Here is a 17643-nt window from a genome sequence, read left to right on the forward strand (position 1 = left end):
GGTGTCCACCGCGACGGCGGCGGGGGGCCCGGCGCGTCCGGGACCCCCCGCGAAGAAGCGCAAGAGCGTGACAGGCACACGTAAAATCGTCGCGGCCGGCTTTCTGCTGCCCGCGCTGGTGCTGCTGGGCGCGCTCGTGGTCTACCCGATCGGGTACTCGGTCCAGCGGTCGTTCTTCGACCAGTCCGGCAGTGGATTCGCCGGTCTCGACAACTATGTGGAGATCTTCACCGACGACACAATTCTGACCGCGGTGAAGAACAACGCGGTGTGGGTCGTGGTCGCCCCGGCGGTCTCCACGGTGCTGGGGCTGATCTTCGCCGTACTGACCGAGCGCATCCGCTGGGGCACGGCCTTCAAGCTGATCGTCTTCATGCCGATGGCGATCTCGATGCTGGCCGCCGGGATCATCTTCCGGCTGGTGTACGAGCAGGACCCGGAGCGGGGCGCGGCGAACGCGGTCTGGGTGGGGGTGCACGACACCTTCAACGAGTCGGCCACCTTCCAGCGGGCGCATCCGCTGCCGGCGCATCCGCTGAAGGCGGGCGGCGGCGGTTCCTTCGTCACCAAGGAGCCCGTGAGCGCGGACCGCCCGGTGCTGCTGCCGCTGGTGGGGGTGCCGCCGGAGAAGATGCCCTCCGACGCCGGGGCCGCGAGAGCCCAGGAACCGGGAGCGGGCGACGGCCGGATCACCGGCACCGCGTGGCTGGACTTCACCAAGGGCGGCGGCGGCCGGCCCAATGTCGTCGACGCCGGGGAGCCGGGGCTCAAGGGCATCAGAGTGGAGGCGGTGAAGGACGGCGCGGTGGTGGCATCGGCCCGGGCGGCGGCGGACGGCACCTTCTCGCTGCCGGCCTCGGCGGAGGGCGCCCAGGTGCGGCTGCCCGCCGAGAACTTCCGGGAGCCGTACAACGGTGTCGACTGGCTCGGCCCGTCGCTGGTGACCCCGGCGATCATCGGCAGCTATGTCTGGATGTGGGCCGGGTTCGCGATGGTGCTGATCGCGGCCGGTCTCGCCGCCGTCCCGCGCGAGCTGCTGGAGGCCGCCCGGATGGACGGCGCGAACGAGTGGCAGGTCTTCCGGCGGATCACCGTCCCGCTGCTGGCCCCGGTGCTGGCGGTGGTGCTGGTCACCCTGATGATCAACGTCCTGAAGATCTTCGACCTGGTCTACATCATCGCGCCGGGCTCGGCCCAGGACGACGCCAACGTACTGGCCCTCCAGCTCTACCGCTCGTCCTTCGGCACGGACGCGCACCTGGGCGTCGGCAGCGCCATCGCGGTGCTGCTGCTGTTGCTGGTGATTCCGGTGATGTACGTCAACATCCGGCGCATGCGAAGGGAGCAGGGCCGATGACAGCGCCGACCACGGAGAACGGCGTGGCGAAGGCAGAGCGCTCACTCCCGGCGCGGATCGCGGCCGGTGCCGCCGGCGGTGTGATGCGGGTGTTCCTGGTGGTGGTGGCCCTCTTCTGGCTGATGCCCACCTTCGGCCTGCTGATCTCCTCGCTGCGCGGCCCGTCCGACATCGCGGAGAGCGGCTGGTGGCGGGTGTTCAGCGCACCCGCCGAACTGACCACCGAGAACTACTCCCGGCTGCTGGAGAACGAGGCCATCACCGACTCGCTGTTCTCCAGCGTCATGATCACCGTCCCGGCGACGGTGCTGGTGGTGGTGATCGGCTCGCTGGCGGGATACGCCTTCGCCTGGATGGACTTCCCGGGCCGCGATTGGTGGTTCATGGTGGTCGTGGGGCTGCTGGTGGTCCCGGTGCAGGTGGCGCTGGTCCCGGTGTCCAGGCTCTTCGGCGAGGTCGGGCTCTTCGAGACCACGCTCGGGGTGGTCCTCTTCCATGTGGCGTTCGGTCTGCCGTTCGCCATCTTCCTGCTGCGGAACTTCTTCGCCGAGATCCCCCGGGAGCTGCTGGAGGCCGCACGGCTGGACGGGGCGGGTGAGCTGCGCCTCTTCGCCCGGGTAGTGCTGCCCCTGGGGGCGCCGGCCATCGCCTCGCTGGGCATCTTCCAGTTCCTGTGGGTCTGGAACGACATGCTGGTCGCGCTGATCTTCGCGGACTCCCAGAGCGCGCCGATCACGGTCGCCCTCCAGCGGCAGGTGCGGCAGTTCGGGAACAACATCGACGTGCTGGCGCCGGGGGCGTTTCTGTCCCTGATCATTCCGCTGGCCGTGTTCTTCGCCTTCCAGAAGCAGTTCGTCTCGGGGGTGATGGCCGGGGCGGTGAAGTAGCGGCCGGCGCGGCGACGCGGGCCGGGTCCGGGGCGGCACGGGGGTGCGCCCCGTACCCGGCCGGCGTCGGCGGGTGGCGGGACACGCCCCCGCGCGCCTCCCGCAGGGTGGCTCCCGCCGAGCACGTCCGGCCGAGCACCTCCCGCAGGGCCCCATCCCGCCGCGCGCCGACTCCTCGCCGCGCGCCGACTTCCCGCCGTATGCCGACTTCCGCCGTATGCCTTCTCGCCGCATGCCTTCTCGCCGCGCACGATCCGCCGATCCAGAAATAGCTAGAAAGTACACCAAAGCGGACTAAAGTACCGGCCGATGACGCCCCATCGGTTCGCCTCGCTGCCGCCTGCCCTCCTTCTCCTCCGGGACCCGGAGGAGACCGGTCCCCGGCCCCGGCCCGCCCTCGCGCTGGCCGCCGTCTGGACCGTCACCCGCCTCGGGATGCTCGCCCTGCTGCTCATCGACCGGCTGGGCGACTCGGGCGTGGCCGGCGAGGTCCACCGGCTCTACCGGAGCTGGTACGGACAACTCGTCCACGGGGCCTTCCCCCTGGGCGATGTGACCTGGCAGTACCCCCCGGGCGCGGCGGTGGTCTTCCTGTCGCCCGCCGCGCTGCCCTGGCTGACGTACTTCCAGGCGTTCGTGGTCGTGGTGCTGCTCGCGGACGCCGTCGTCACGGCCGCCCTGGCGCGGGCCGGCACACAGGGCGCCTGGCTCTGGGTGTGCGCGCTGCCGCTGCTGCTGAATCTGCCGCTCGCCCGCTACGACGTGCCCGTCACCGCCGTCGCCGTCCTCGCCCTGCTCGCCCTGCGCGGCCGGCCGCATCTGGGCGGTGCGCTCGCGGGAATCGGGGCGCTGATCAAGGTGTGGCCGCTGCTGACCGTCCTGGGTACGCCCCGGGGGCGTACCACCAGGGCCGTCTGGGGCTCGGCCGCCGCCTCCGCCGCCGTGCTGATGGCCGTACTGCTGACCGGATTCAGCCACCCCCTGGACTTTCTCCGGCAGCAGGGCGCGCGCGGAGTGCAGATCGAGTCGCTGGGCGGGACCGCGCTGCTGCTGGCGCGGAGATGGGGGTGGCCGGGCGAGGTCGCCTTCCAGTACGGGGCGTTCGAGTTCACCGGCCCGTACGTCACCTCGATGGCGCGGCTCTCGCTGGCGCTGAGCCTGGGCGCGCTCTGCTGGCTGGTGCTGTGGCGGATCAGGGCCCGCCGCTGGAATCCGGCCACGCCCTACGATGCCGCGTTCGCCGCCGTGCTCCTCTTCACGGTCACCAGCCGGGTCATCAGCCCGCAGTACATGATCTGGCTGCTGGGTCTGGCGGCGGTCTGTCTGACCTCCCGGCACACCACCCAGCGCCTGGTGGCGCTGCTGATGGTGCCCGCGGCGGTGCTCAGCGCGCTGGTCTTCCCGCTGCTGTACGACGATGTCATCGACGGCACCCCGGTGGGGTGTCTGCTGATGGTGCTCCGCAATGGGCTGCTGCTGGTGGCGGCGGTGCTCTCCTGCCGGCGGCTCTGGCTGACGACCGTCTGACCGCCCGCGGCGCCCCGGGCGGCCGGGGCCGGGCGGCCGGGGCCCCGGCCGTCGCCGCCGCACCGCCCGAGGGCCGCCCGCCGGTGGTCAGGCGGCGGGCGGCCTCCGGGCGGTGCGGCGGGTGCGGCGGGTCCGGCGGGTCCGGCGGGTCCGGCGGGTCCGGCGGAGCACCCCGTCGGACCCGCCGGCGGGTCAGCCGCGCGGCGCCGGCGGGGCGGCGGACCCGGACCCCGGCTCGGGGGCTCCCTTCGCGGGGTCGTACGGAGGGTTCTCCGGGTCGTACGGAAGCTCGATCTCCGGCTGTTCGTCGCGGTCGAACGGCGGAGGCGTGTCCGTCCAGCTCTGTTCCAGATGGGTCGTGTACTCGATGACCTCGCCCTTCACCCGGTCGTGATCGTCCCGGGTGGCCACGGTGAGGGTGCCGAGCGGGGCCCCGGTCCTCTTGTCGAGCACGATCCGGCGTTCGATGCCTCCGGGGCTGGGCAGGGCGACCCCGTACCCGGGACGGCCCGAGCGGTCCTTGATCTCCCCCAGGGCGCGGACCCCGGGCTCGGCGGCGAGCAGGCGGTACGCGGCGGCCCGCAGCTCCGGTCCCGCGGGCATGCCGACCGCGATCTCCAGCGCCTTCGCCGCCACCAGTTCGCGCAGATGGCGCGCCGGGGCGTTGTACTCCTCGTCGACGAGTTCGTGCAGCCGCTCGCGCAGCCCCTCGACGTCGGTGGGCAGGCCGCGCAGTTGCCTGATCTGGATCTCGCCCATCGGCATGGTGTCCCCGCTGCCGCCGGGAGCGTCCTGGGCGATGAGGCCCGACGCCTCGTGGCGGAGCTTCCCGAAGCCGGTGAAGACATCCCAGGCACGGGGCGCGCCGGACTGCCGCCAGGCACGTTCGTCCCCGGGGGACGCGGGGCGGGCGCCGATGCCGGTGGTCCGGGACCAGCGCCGGTTGGCGTCCCGGGCCAGCCACTCCCGGGACTCGTACCGGTCGTCGACCACATATCCGGGGCCGCCGTTCGCCCCGGGCACCCGGAACATCGCGCCGTGGCGCTCCTTCTGGTACCAGAAGGCGCCATCGCCGGCCGGGTCGCCCCCGGCCTCCTGGCGCTCGGCGGCGGCCAGCAGATAGGCCCCGCCGGACGCGCCGTCACCGAGGGTGCCCTGACCTGCTTCACGGGCGGCGTCGCGGGCGGTGCCGGGCGCGGACGACCCGCCGTCCCCGGCGGGCAGCAGCGTCACCCCGAGCACGGCGGCGGTCGCGGCCGAGGCCAGCCCGATGCCCCACCGGGGACTGAGCAGCCTCCCGGGACCCGTCCGTCCGCTTCCCGTCCCCGCCGCCGTACGCTCCCGCCGCACACCGGCCGCGCCGCGGGTGCCGTGCGCGCCGTGGGTACGGTGGGTGGCCCGGTCGCCCGCCATGGCCGCCGCCAGCTCCCGTTCCCTGACACCCTCTCCGGCCGGTGCCTCGGGGTCCAGATGCGCCGGACGGGCTGCCGCCAGCCGCCGCAGAACATCGTGTCTCATCCTTCACACTTCCTCTCGTACGAGCTGAACCCGGCCGTCCGCCGCGCGCGCCGGTGCCTTCGGCGCCTCGCGGTCCGGTACGTGTGGCGGGGCGCCGCCCCCGTTCGGCGCGGGGCTCCCGGCCCGCCGCTGGGGCGCGGCGTGGTCGACGGCTCTGGTCAGCCGTCTGCGCGCCCGGTGCAGCCGGACCCGCATCGCCGCCGCCGAGCAGCCGACGACCCGGGCCGCCTCGGCGGGCCCGAGCCCGTGCCAGGCCGCGAGGACCAGCACCTCCCGGTCGTCGTCGGGCAGGGTCGCCAGGGCTCTGAGCAGCGCGTTCCGATCCGCCACATCGTCGGCGATATCGCCCGTGCCGGCGCCTGCCGAGCGCTCGGTCCACTCCCCCAGCTCGGCGGCGAACGACTCCCGTCTGATCTCCGCCCGCACGGTGTCCCGCAGCACATTGCGGGCCACGCCCAGCAGCCAGGGCAGGGGCTCCCCCGGCACATCGGCCCAGCGCCGCCAGGCGACGGCGAAGGTCTCGCTCACCACCTCGTCGGCGACCTGCCGGCCGGCTCTGCTGACCACATAGGCCCACACCCGCCCGCGGCAGGCGTCGTACATCGCGGTGAAGCGGTCCGCTTCCTCGGCCACCGCCCGCACCTCCGTCCCCTCCGGGTTCGATCTGTCATGGAGAAGTGGTGCGGCGGGGCCGATCGTTACAGCCCGCGCGCCGGCTCGTGGGAATCCGTGGCCCGCCCCGCTCGCGCTCTGATGACTCCCCCGAGGCGGAGGCGGACGAGGTCCCGGACGAGAGGACCCGGCCGGGCCGGTGCGGTGCGGTGCGGTGCGGACAACGGGTGGATACGCGAGGGCGCCCGCCTCCCCGAAGGGTGGCGGGCGCCCCTGCGCGCTCTCCGCGCTCCCGGTACTCCCGGTGCTCCCAGTGCTCCCGGTGCTCCCGGTGCTCCCGGTGCTCCCGGTGCTCCCGGCCGCGGACCCTAGCTGTGGGTGCGCAGCAACTGCCGCATCGTCCGCATCGCGACCGACAGATTCGCCAGGTCGAAGGTGTCCGAGCCCTGGATCTCCTCCAGTGTCGTCCGCGCCCGGCCCAGGATCGAGGCGTTCTGCTCCTCCCAGCTCTTGAACCGCTCCTCGGGGGTCGAGGCGCCGTTGCCCACCGAGAGGACATCGGCCGTCAGCATCGCGTGGGCCGCGTACAGGTCCTCACGGATCGACGCACGGGCCATCGACTGCCAGCGGTCGGCCCTCGGCAGCTCGATGATCCGGTCCATCAGCTGGGTGATCCGCAGCCGGTCGGCGAGGTCGTAGTAGACCTCGGCGACCGCCATCGGCTCCTTCTGGGTCCGGTCGGCGATGGCGACGATGTCCAGCGTCGGGAAGGCGGAGGAGAATCCGGCCACCCGCAGCCCCAGCTCCTCCGGCACGCCCGCGTCGGTCAGCTCCTGCAGAATGCGCTGGTACCACTCCAGATCGGCGCCGCGCAGCATCTTGGGCAGCTCGGCCCAGACCTGCTCCACCCGGGTCGCGAAGAACCCGATGGTCTCCTCCAGCTGGAGCGGCTGCGGCCGGTTGCCCAGCAGCCAGCGGGTGCCGCGCTCGACGAGCCGGCGGGAGTGCAGCCTGACCCGGGTCTGGACATCGGCCGCGACCTTGTTGTCCAGGGCCTCCACCGCGTCCCACACCGAGCTGAGGCCGAAGATCTCCCGGGCGGCGGTCTGCGCGCGGACGACCTCCTCGATCGACGCGCCCGTCTCCTCCCGCAGCCGGTGCAGGAAGGTGGAGCCACCGGTGTTCACGGTGTCATTGACCAGGACGGTGGTGATGATCTCCCGGCGCAGCGCGTGGTTCTCCACGGCCTCGGTGAACTTCTCCCGCAGCGGCCTGGGGAAGTACGCGTACAGCAGCCGGCGCAGATACGGGTCGTCGGGCAGGCTCGTCCCGATCAGCTCGTCCGCGACCGTGATCTTGGTGTACGCGAGGAGGACGGCCAGCTCCGGCTGGCTCAGCCCCCTGCCGTTGTTGAGCAGCTCACGGATCTGCCGGTCGTTGGGCAGGAACTCCAGCGAGCGGTCCAGCGCCCCGTCCCGGCCCAGGCGCCGCATGAAGCGGGTGTGGGCGTGGAGGAGGGAGGGCGACTGGGCGACGGCGTTGGCGAGGGCGACGTTCTGCGCGTAGTTGTTGCGCAGCACCAGGGCGCCGACCTCGTCGGTCATCTCCGCCAGCAGCAGATTGCGCTGCTTGACGGTCATGTCGCCGTCCGTCACGAGGGCGTTGAGCAGGATCTTGATGTTCACCTCGTGGTCGGAGGTGTCCACACCGGCGCTGTTGTCGATGGCGTCGGTGTTGACCCGGCCGCCGGTGCCCTCGGGACCGCCGCTGCGGGCGAACTCGATCCGGCCGAGCTGAGTCAGTCCGAGGTTGCCGCCCTCGCCGACGACCTTGGCCCGCATGTCGTCGCCGTTGACCCGGATGGCGTCGTTGGCCTTGTCGCCGACATCCGCGTTGGACTCGCCCGTCGCCTTCACATACGTACCGATTCCGCCGTTCCACATCAGGTCCACGGGGGCCTGGAGGATCGCCTTCATCAGCTCGGCGGGGGTGAGCTTGGAGACCTCGGCACCGATGCCGAGGGCGGCCCGGATGTGCGCGTTGACCGGGATGGACTTGGCGGTACGGGGGTGGATGCCGCCGCCCGCCGAGAGCAGCTTCTTGTCGTACTCGGCCCAGCTGGAGCGGGGCAGCTCGAAGAGGCGGCGGCGCTCGGCGTAGGAGGTGGCGGCGTCCGGGTTCGGGTCGATGAAGATATGGCGGTGGTCGAACGCGGCCACCAGCCGGATGTGCTCGCTGAGCAGCATGCCGTTGCCGAAGACATCGCCGGACATGTCGCCGACGCCGACGACGGTGAAGTCCTCGGTCTGGGTGTCGTGGCCCAGCTCGCGGAAGTGCCGCTTGACCGACTCCCACGCGCCGCGCGCGGTGATGCCCATGCCCTTGTGGTCGTATCCGGCGGAGCCGCCGGAGGCGAAGGCGTCGCCGAGCCAGAAGTCGTAGGCGACCGCGACCTCGTTGGCGATGTCGGAGAAGGACGCGGTGCCCTTGTCGGCGGCGACGACGAGATAGGTGTCGTCCTCGTCGTGGCGCACCACGTCGGCGGGCGGCACGACCTCGCCCGCGACCATGTTGTCGGTGATGTCGAGCAGGGCGGAGATGAAGGTCTTGTAGGCGCCGATGCCCTCGGCGAGCCAGGCGTCCCGGTCCACGGACGGGTCGGGGAGCTGCTTGGCGACGAAGCCGCCCTTGGCGCCCACCGGCACGATCACCGTGTTCTTGACCATCTGCGCCTTGACCAGGCCGAGGATCTCCGTACGGAAGTCCTCCCGCCGGTCGGACCAGCGCAGCCCGCCGCGCGCCACCTTGCCGAAGCGCAGATGCACGCCCTCGACCCGGGGGGAGTAGACCCAGATCTCGAACGCCGGGCGGGGCGCGGGGAGGTCGGGGATGGCCTGCGGGTCGAACTTCATCGACACATAGCCGTGGTGGGTCCGCTTGCCCTTGGCGTCGCCCGCGCCCTTGGCCTTGGCCTTGCCCTTGGTGGCGCCCTCGGCCCGGGTGTCGCCCGTGTTGTCGCCGGCTCCGGCGGCGCCCTGGAAGTAGTTCGTCCGCAGTGTGGCCTTGATCACGGTGAGGAAGGAGCGCAGGATGCGGTCCTCGTCGAGGCTGGCGACCTGGTCCAGCGCACCGTCCAGCTCTTCGAGGAGCCCATCGGTCAGCTCGGTGCCCGCGCGCTGGCGCTCGGGGGACATCCGGGCCTCGAAGAGGGAGATCAGCAGCCGGGTGGTGTGGACGTTGGTGCGGAGGGTGTCCTCCATGTAGTCCTGGCTGAAGGTGGCTCCCGCCTGGCGGAGGTACTTGGCGTAGGCGCGGAGCACCATCGCCTGCCGCCAGGTCAGACCGGCGCCCAGGACCAGCGAGTTGAAGCCGTCGTTCTCCGCGTCACCGGTCCAGACGGCGGCGAACGCGTCCTGGAACCGCTCCCGGGCGTCGTCGCCCAGGTAGTCGCCGTTGCCGGCGGTGGGCGGCATCCGCAGACCGAAGTCGTAGATCCAGGCGACGGAGCGGTCGGAGCAGCGCAGCTCGTACGGCCGCTCGTCCACGACCTCGCAGCCGAGGCGCTGGAGCACCGGCAGCACGGCGGAGAGCGAGACCTGCTCACCGGTGCGGTAGATCTTGAAGCGGCGCTCGCCGGGGGCCGCGCCGACCGGCTCGTAGAGGGAGAGGGCGAAGTTCCGGCCGGAGCTGGTGAGCGCTTCGAGGTGGACCAGGTCGGCGACGGCGGCGCGCGGGGAGTGGTCGGCCTTGTAGCCCTCGGGGAAGGCGTTGCCGTACAGGCGCAGCAGCTCGGCGGCGTGCTCCTCGCCCAGCTCGGCGGTGAGCGCGTCGGCGAAGCCGTCGGCCCAGGAGCGGGCGGCCTCGACCAGCCGTGCCTCGATGCGCTCGGTGTCGGCGTCGGTGAGGTGCGGCAGCTCGGTGCCCGGGGGGACGCGGACGACGAAGTGGATACGGGAGAGAATCGATTCCGTGTTCCACGCGGTGAAGTCGACGCTGGTGCCGCCCAGCTCCTCCTTGAGGATGTCGATCAGCCGCAGCCGCACCCCGGTGGTGTAGCGGTCGCGCGGCAGGTAGACGAGGGCCGAGTAGTAGCGGCCGTACTCGTCCTGGCGGAGGTAGAGCCGCAGCCGGCGCCGCTCCTGGAGGTAGAGCACGCTGGTGACGATGGTGCGGAGCTGGTCGACGGGGGTCTGGAACAGCTCGTCCCGGGGGTAGGTCTCCAGGATCTGGATCAGGTCGCGGCCGTCGTGGCTGTTGGGCGAGAAGCCCGCGCCTTCGAGGACCTCGGCGACCTTGCGCCGGACGACCGGCACCCGGCGGACGGACTCGGTGTACGCGGCGGAGGAGAACAGGCCCAGGAAGCGGCGCTCACCGATGACATTGCCGTCGTCGTCGAACTTCTTGACCCCGACGTAGTCGAGATAGCTGGGCCGGTGGACGGTGGCGCGGCTGTTGGCCTTGGTGAGGACGAGGAGCTTGTGCTCACGGGCCTTGGCGCGGGCGTCGGCGGGCAGCCGGCTGAAGGAGGGGCTGACCGGGTGCGGGTCGTCCTCGCTGTGGTGCGGGTCGGAGCGGAGGATGCCGAGGCCGGTCCCGGGGACCGCGGCCAGCGCGTCGTCCGTGGTGAGCTGATACTCGCGGTAGCCGAGGAAGGTGAAGTGATCGGCGGCGAGCCAGCGCAGCAGCTCGCGGGTCTCCTCCACGTCCTGGTCGAGCAGATCGGCGGCGATCGGCTCCTTCGGCAGCTCGTCGGCGATGCGCAGCGCGGCGTCGCGCATCTTCTCCCAGTCCTCGACGGCCTCGCGCACGTCCGAGAGGACCCTCAGCAGGTCGGAGGTGATCTGTTTGAGGTCGGCGCGGTCGGTCTCGCGGTCGATCTCGACATGAATCCAGGACTCGACCAGGGCATCGTGCGGGAGGGCACGGTTCCCCTTGGTGTGCTTGCTGTGCTCGTCGCTGTGGAGAACCTCGATGAGCCTGCCGGTCACATCGCGGCGGACCGTGACCTGCGGGTGGATCACGACATGGATGCCGCGGTTCTGCCGGGAGAGCTCATTGGTGACCGAGTCCACCAGGAAGGGCATGTCGTCGGTGACCACCTCGACGACGGAGTGGCTGCACGTCCAGCCGTTCTCCTCGACGGTCGGGGTGTGGACCCGCACATTGGCCGTGCCCTGCGGCCGGTTCTCCGCCAGCCGGTAGTGGGAGAACGCCGCCCCGTAGACGTCGACCGGGTCGCGGTCGGTGAGGTCCTCGGGTGCCGTGTGCAGGTAGTAGCGCTGGAGGTAGCCGAGCAGGGTGTCCCGGTCCGGACGCTGCTCCCGCTCGGACCCGGCGGGGAGGTGCCCCCAGCCGGGACTGTTCTCAGCTACCCGGGCCGCCCGTGCGAGCAGCTCGGCCTTGGCTTCGTCCAGCTTGGTCTGCATGTCCTCTGGCTCCTGTCGCGCGCCGTTGCGTGACGTAGGTGGAAGATGCGACGCGACGCCACGACACGGGGTGTCCGGTCGTGGTCGACGGTATGCCGCGATGAGAGTGGTCCGGACCGCATTCGACAAAATTCAACGAGGGGGCCGGCACCGGGGGATCACCGATCGCCCGGACGCGGTGGCGTTCCGGGCGCAGGCCGGGGGCTTCGCTGCCCCCAGGGCGTATCGCGCTGATCACGGCTCCAGGCTATCGCCCCGCACCCCCGAAGCGTCATGAGCCTTATGTGTACAAAAGCGGGGTGAGAAGTTTGACACTCTGCGCAGCGACACAGGCCCTCTTGGCAAGCACTCCCTGACGGTGCAGTTTGTCGGTGATGACACACGGTCGCCCCCGGCGGCACTGCGTCACCCGAACCGTCCTTTCCGTTCAGTCCGACCCCGGGAGCAGCCAGATGGCAGCCAAGGTCCTGATCGTCACCGGCGACGCCGCCGAGTCGCTGGAAGTCCTCTACCCCTACCAGCGGCTGCTGGAGGAGGGGTACGAGGTGCACATCGCGGCCCCCACCCGGAAGAAGCTCCGGTTCGTCGTGCACGACTTCGAGCCGGGCTTCGACACCTACACCGAGAAGCCGGGGTACACCTGGCCCGCCGATCTGGCCTTCTCGGAGGTCGATCCCGGGCAGTACGCGGCGCTGGTGGTCCCGGGCGGTCGCGCCCCGGAGTATCTGCGGAACGACCCGGAGCTGCGCAAGATCACCAAGGCTTTCTTCGACGCGGACAAGCCGGTGGCCCAGATCTGCCACGGCCCGCTGCTGACGGCTGCGGCCGGTGGCCTGGAGGGCCGCCGGGTGACCGCCTATCCCGCCCTGGAACCGGATATGCAGGCGGCGGGGGCGAGTTTCCAGGACGCGGAGGCGGTGGTGGACGGCACCCTGGTCTCCTCCCGCGCCTGGCCGGACCACCCGGCGTGGATGCGGGAGTTCCTCAAAGTGCTGAAGTCGAAGGGCTGAGACCCGGCCGGGCCCGCGCACCTGGAGGCGCCCGGTGCGGGGCCGCCCGGGGCCGCCGGTGTGAGGCCCGCCGCGGGGCCCGGTGCCGCTGGGGCGAGGCGGGTGGCGGGGGGGGTGCGGTGGCGGGGGGGGCGCGGTGGCGTGCGGCGCGGGTGGCGGGGACGGCCTCACGCCACCAGGCGTATCGCCTCGTCCACCGCTTCCTGGAGGGTGTCCACCACCGGCACCCCCACCGCTTCCAGACTGGCCCTGCTGTGCGACCCGCCCGTGTAGAGCACCGCTCGCGCGCCGACGTGCGCGGCGGCCACGGCGTCGTCCACCGCGTCCCCGATCACCACGGTGCGCTCCGGGGGCGCGGTGTCGGCGAGCGCCCGGAGGTGGCGCTCCATGTGCAGCGCCTTCGAGCCGCCGGAGGGGCCCTTGCGGCCCTCGACCCGGACGAAGTGGCTCTCGATGCCGTAACCGCGCACGACCGGGACGAGCTGGTCGTGCTCGTACATGCTCAGCAGGGACTGGCTGTGGCCCGCGAGCCGCCACTGGTCGAGCAGCAGCTCGACGCCGCTCGTCAGCCCGCAGCCGGTGCGCTGCTCGATGTAGTGCCGGTGGAAGGCGCCGTCCATCAGCTCCCACTCGGCGGCGGTCGGCAGCCGGCCCATCAGCCGCTCGTAGAAGAGGGGGATCGGTATGCAGTACAGCTCGCGGTACCGCTCCAGGGTGATGGGTTCGAGGCCGAGGCCGATCTCGGCGAAGGCGGCGTTGGTCGCGGCGATGACCGCGGTCACGTCGTCGAGCAGGGTGCCGTTCCAGTCCCAGACCAGGTGGGTGGCGGCGGACGCCCCCGGGCGCCCCGTCGTCAGCGCGCTGTTCCCCATGTGATTCCCCATGCGAAAACCGTACCCGCCGGGTCCGACAATCGGCTGATCTCCTTGAGAACGCGCAGGTCGGAGCGTACGGCTCAGGACAGCAGGGCCGGGATCTCCTGCACTCCGTACCAGAGCAGCTCATGGTCCTCGGCCCCGTCGACCGTGAGCTGGGCGCCCGCGTCGCCCTGGTCGGCGGCCTCCAGCGCACGGGCCGCCGCGGTGACATCGGCGACCGCGTCGTCCGCGTCGACATGCACCGCCGCCGCGCCGGTCAGCGGCACCGCGGAGGCGATCCGCAGCCGCCCGGGCGAGCCCGGGGCGGACGGCCGGCCGGGGTCGGCCGCCGCGTCCTGGTCGCGCACGTCCACGGCGACGACGACCCGCCGGCCCTGCTCCTCCGGGGCGTCGGCGAGCAGCCGGAGCGAGGCCGCCGCCGCCCGGCCGAGGGCCGCGTACTCCAGCTCCTCGACGTCGTCGGAGACGTACCACTCGCGCAGCCCCGGCGTGACGCCGTACGCGGTCACCGGGCCGGGGCCCAGTTCGCCCTCCGTGTGCGCCGCTGCGAGACCGGAGAGGGTCAGGGGAACGTACACACGCATGGGATGGCCGCTTTCGTCGTCGGGAGGCGACCTCAGGATACGGGGGAGGTAACTCTTTCGGGCTGCCGCTCCACCCCGGCCAGCCGTCACCCGCGCACCCCCGGTTCACCCCCGCGTCCCCGGTGTTCCCGGGGCCGGAGGCGGCCTCCTTCACCCGGTTCGGTGAACTTTCCGGGCCGCCTCCCCCGCGCCGCCCGCCCATTGCGGGCCCGGCGGGGGACCCCGTAGAAGATCCCCAACAAGTTACTGGCCGGTATCGAGAGGTCCGGCCCGGTGAGCAGGGGGGACACGCATGAACAGGACGAGGCCGGCGGGGCGACACGACCAGCGCCGACCCGCCGGGGTCACGGCGTCGGCGGTGGCCCGTGCGCGGCGGCAGCGCCCGCACTACTGGTTCGCCGAACGCCTTCTCGCGGTGCTCAGCGGTCAGCGCCCGGTGCACTGGATGCTGGGCCACACCGCCGGTGAGGCGTACGAGCAGCTGGTGCGGCTGGCGCCGGGCGCGCCGCTGCTGCCCGCCGACCGGGTGATGCCGGTCCTCCGGCACTGCGGCGAGTTCCACCCCGGCCCCGGCGTGATCGAGGCATTCGCCCGGATCGGCTCGGGCGACCGGGTCAGCGCGATGGCCTTCCGGCTGGAGCAGGGCCCGGACCGGCGCTGGCGCTGCTCGGCCGTGGAGCTGGGCGGCGAGCGCGCCGCCCTCGCCGCCGCCCGGGAGTAGCCCCCCCCGGAGGCCCCCGCGAGCCCGCCCGGGGGCCCGGGAGCCCCCCGAGCCCGCGCCCGGAGCCCGCCGGAGGCCCCCAGGGGCCCGCGGAACCCGCACCGGCCCTTTCTCCGCCCCCCGGGTGGCCCCGGGCCCCACAGGGCCACAGGGCCACAGAAGCCACCCCGGACACACCGGGAACGGACATCGGGCCGGACGCCGCTGTGGCGTCCGGCCCGATACCGGTGATCCCCCGCCCCGCGAACGGGGCGGGCGGTGCTACTTCTTGCGGCGGCGGCCCGAGCTCTTCTGGGCCTTGCGCCGCTCGGCGCGCGTCATCCCGTCCGACTCGGAGCGGGCGGGCTGTCCGTCGGTGTCGAAGTCGCCCTCGATCACACCGCCCTCGCCGTCCACCGTGGGCGCGGAGAAGTGCAGCCGGTCCGGACGCTGCGGGGCCTCCAGGCCCTTGGCGCGGATCTCGGGCCGCGCGGCGGGAACCGTGTCCTTCTTCTCCAGCGAGGGACGGTCGGCGGCGTCCTCGACCGGGACCTCCTCGACCTGCTGCTCGACCTGGACCTCCAGGTTGAACAGATAGCCGACGGACTCCTCCTTGATGCCGTCCATCATCGCGGTGAACATGTCGAAGCCCTCGCGCTGGTACTCCACGAGCGGGTCCTTCTGCGCCATGGCGCGCAGACCGATGCCCTCCTGGAGGTAGTCCATCTCGTAGAGGTGCTCGCGCCACTTGCGGTCCAGGACCGAGAGCACCACACGGCGCTCCAGCTCGCGCATGATGTCCGAGCCGAGCTGCTTCTCGCGCTCCGCGTACTGCGCGTGGATGTCGTCCTTGATCGACTCGGCGATGAACTCGCCGGTGATCCCGGCGCGGTCACCGGCCGCGTCCTCCAGGTCCTCGATGCCGGTCTTCACCGGGTAGAGCTGCTTGAAGGCACTCCACAGCCGGTCGAGGTCCCACTCCTCCGCGAAGCCCTCGACGGTCTCCGCCTGGATGTAGGCGTCGATGGTGTCGTCCATGAAGTGGGCGATCTGCTCCTGGAGGTCCTCGCCCTCCAGGACACGGCGGCGCTCGGCGTAGATGACCTTGCGCTGCCGGTTGAGGACGTCGTCGTACTTCAGGACGTTCTTGCGGGTCTCGAAGTTCTGCTGCTCGACCTGCGACTGGGCGGAGGCGATGGCGCGGGTCACCATCTTGTTCTCGATCGGGACATCGTCGGGAACATTCGCCATGGCCATCACGCGCTCGACCATCTGGGCCTTGAACAGGCGCATCAGATCGTCACCGAGCGAGAGGTAGAACCGGGACTCGCCCGGGTCGCCCTGACGGCCGGAACGGCCGCGCAGCTGGTTGTCGATACGCCGGGACTCATGGCGCTCGGTGCCCAGCACATAGAGCCCGCCGAGGTCCTTGACCTCCTCGAACTCGGCCTTCACGGCCTGCTCGGCCCGCTCCAGCGCGTCGGGCAGGGCCGCGGCCCACTCCTCGACGTGCTCGATCGGGTCCAGGCCCCGCTGGCGCAGCTCCGCCTCGGCGAGGTCGTCCGGGTTGCCGCCGAGCTTGATGTCGGTGCCGCGGCCGGCCATGTTGGTCGCGACCGTGACGGCGCCCTTGCGGCCGGCCTGGGCGACGATGGTCGCCTCACGGTCGTGCTGCTTGGCGTTGAGCACCTCGTGCTGGACACCGCGCTTGTTGAGCTGCTGCGAGAGGTACTCGGACTTCTCGACCGAGGTGGTGCCGACCAGGATCGGCTGGCCCTTCTCGTGCTTCTCGGCGATGTCGTCCACGACGGCCGCGAACTTGGCGACCTCGGTGCGGTAGATCAGGTCCGACTGGTCCTTGCGGACCATGGGCCGGTTGGTCGGGATGGGGACGACACCGAGCTTGTAGATCTGGTGGAACTCGGCCGCCTCGGTCATCGCCGTACCGGTCATTCCGGACAGCTTGCCGTAGAGAAGGAAGAAGTTCTGGAGGGTGATCGTGGCGAGGGTCTGGTTCTCGTCCTTGATGTCCACCCCTTCCTTCGCCTCGATCGCCTGGTGCATGCCCTCGTTGTAGCGGCGGCCGGCGAGGATACGGCCGGTGTGCTCGTCGACGATCATGACTTCGCCGTCGATGACGACGTAGTCCTTGTCCTTCTTGAAGAGTTCCTTCGCCTTGATGGCGTTGTTGAGGTAGCCGACGAGCGGGGTGTTCACCGACTCGTAGAGGTTGTCGATGCCGAGCCAGTCCTCGACCTTGGCGACACCGGCCTCATGGATGGCGGCGGTCCGCTTCTTCTCGTCGACCTCGTAGTCGCCGGTCTCCTCGATGCCCTTGAGCTGGTTGCCGGGCTCGCCCTTGGTCAGGCGCTTCACCAGCTTGGCGAAGTCCCCGTACCACTTGGTGGCCTGGTCGGCGGGGCCGGAGATGATCAGCGGCGTACGGGCCTCGTCGACGAGGATCGAGTCGACCTCGTCGACCACGGCGAAGTTGTGGCCGCGCTGGACCAGCTCGTCCTGGGACCACGCCATGTTGTCGCGCAGATAGTCGAAGCCGAACTCGTTGTTCGTGCCGTAGGTGATGTCGCACGCGTACTGCTCACGGCGCTGGGCCGGGGTCATGTTCGCGAGGATGCAGCCCACGGTCAGGCCGAGGAAATTGTGAATCCGGCCCATCACCTCGGAGTCGCGCTCGGCGAGGTAGTCGTTGACCGTGATCAGATGCACGCCCTTGCCGGAGAGCGCGTTGAGATACGTCGGAAGGGTGCCGACGAGGGTCTTGCCCTCACCGGTCTTCATCTCGGCGACATAGCCGAGGTGCAGCGCGGCGCCGCCCATCAGCTGAACGTCGTAGGGACGCTGGCCGAGGACGCGCTTGGACGCCTCGCGGACGGTGGCGAACGCCTCGGGAAGCAGATCGTCAAGGGTCTCGCCATTGGCGAAGCGCTCCTTGTACTCCTCCGTGAGCGCCCGCAACTCGGCGTCGGAGAGGCTCACGAAATCCTCTTCGATGGAGTTGACCTGGTCCGCGATGCGGTGCAGTTTGCGCAGGATCTTGCCTTCGCCTGCACGCATGAGCTTGTTGAAGACGGACACTGAGGCTGGTCTCCTTGCCGATCGGGCCTGGCTGGGTCGTGGTGAACG

The 17643-nt window shown here is 71.4% G+C and carries 11 protein-coding genes; 5 read left to right on the forward strand and 6 right to left on the reverse strand.

The window, feature by feature from the left end; genetic code table 11:
* Position 1 precedes the first annotated feature (1 nt).
* The 3 genes from ACWCRA_RS27745 to ACWCRA_RS27755 all read left to right on the forward strand — a co-directional run bounded on the left by ACWCRA_RS27745 (position 2) and on the right by ACWCRA_RS27755 (position 3771).
* Complete coding sequence (locus ACWCRA_RS27745) at positions 2-1357, forward strand: carbohydrate ABC transporter permease (protein WP_451068877.1); 1356 nt, start codon at positions 2-4, stop codon at positions 1355-1357.
* Entirely contained in the window at positions 1354-2244 is an 891-nt protein-coding gene (locus ACWCRA_RS27750) for a carbohydrate ABC transporter permease (RefSeq protein WP_451068878.1), read from the forward strand. Before ACWCRA_RS27745 ends, ACWCRA_RS27750 begins: the two co-directional genes overlap by 4 nt.
* Positions 2245-2553: 309 nt before the next feature.
* Positions 2554-3771, forward strand: coding sequence for a glycosyltransferase 87 family protein (locus ACWCRA_RS27755; RefSeq protein ID WP_351550903.1), 1218 nt, complete (start codon positions 2554-2556; stop codon positions 3769-3771).
* Between the two features lie 192 nt (positions 3772-3963).
* Here the strand turns inward: ACWCRA_RS27755 and ACWCRA_RS27760 are convergent, their stop codons facing one another.
* The 3 genes from ACWCRA_RS27760 to ACWCRA_RS27770 form a co-directional block, all read right to left on the reverse strand.
* Entirely contained in the window at positions 3964-5289 is a 1326-nt protein-coding gene (locus tag ACWCRA_RS27760) for a CU044_5270 family protein (RefSeq protein ID WP_451068879.1), read from the reverse strand.
* A 3-nt stretch (positions 5290-5292) separates the two neighbouring features.
* Positions 5293-5922: an RNA polymerase sigma factor gene (locus tag ACWCRA_RS27765; protein ID WP_351550909.1), complete on the reverse strand. Its 630-nt coding sequence runs from the start codon at positions 5920-5922 to the stop codon at positions 5293-5295.
* Between the two features lie 347 nt (positions 5923-6269).
* Entirely contained in the window at positions 6270-11327 is a 5058-nt protein-coding gene (locus ACWCRA_RS27770; protein WP_451068880.1) for an NAD-glutamate dehydrogenase, read from the reverse strand.
* A gap of 452 nt (positions 11328-11779) precedes the next feature.
* Between ACWCRA_RS27770 and ACWCRA_RS27775 the strand changes: the two genes are divergently transcribed.
* Entirely contained in the window at positions 11780-12337 is a 558-nt protein-coding gene (locus ACWCRA_RS27775) for a DJ-1/PfpI family protein (RefSeq protein ID WP_451068881.1), read from the forward strand.
* A 167-nt stretch (positions 12338-12504) separates the two neighbouring features.
* Here ACWCRA_RS27775 and ACWCRA_RS27780 read toward each other — a convergent pair whose 3' ends face one another.
* Both ACWCRA_RS27780 and ACWCRA_RS27785 read right to left on the reverse strand, forming a co-directional pair.
* Complete coding sequence (locus ACWCRA_RS27780) at positions 12505-13221, reverse strand: HAD family hydrolase (RefSeq protein ID WP_451068882.1); 717 nt, start codon at positions 13219-13221, stop codon at positions 12505-12507.
* A 71-nt stretch (positions 13222-13292) separates the two neighbouring features.
* Complete coding sequence (locus tag ACWCRA_RS27785) at positions 13293-13799, reverse strand: DUF6912 family protein (protein WP_351550918.1); 507 nt, start codon at positions 13797-13799, stop codon at positions 13293-13295.
* Between the two features lie 292 nt (positions 13800-14091).
* Here ACWCRA_RS27785 and ACWCRA_RS27790 point away from each other — a divergent pair, with 292 nt between their 5' ends.
* Positions 14092-14520, forward strand: coding sequence for an Rv3235 family protein (locus ACWCRA_RS27790; RefSeq protein WP_451068883.1), 429 nt, complete (start codon positions 14092-14094; stop codon positions 14518-14520).
* A 261-nt stretch (positions 14521-14781) separates the two neighbouring features.
* Here ACWCRA_RS27790 and secA read toward each other — a convergent pair whose 3' ends face one another.
* Positions 14782-17595, reverse strand: a complete 2814-nt coding sequence (secA, locus tag ACWCRA_RS27795; RefSeq protein WP_451068884.1) for a preprotein translocase subunit SecA — start codon at positions 17593-17595, stop codon at positions 14782-14784.
* Positions 17596-17643 lie beyond the last annotated feature (48 nt).

The organism is Streptomyces sp. NPDC001889, assembly GCF_053594535.1.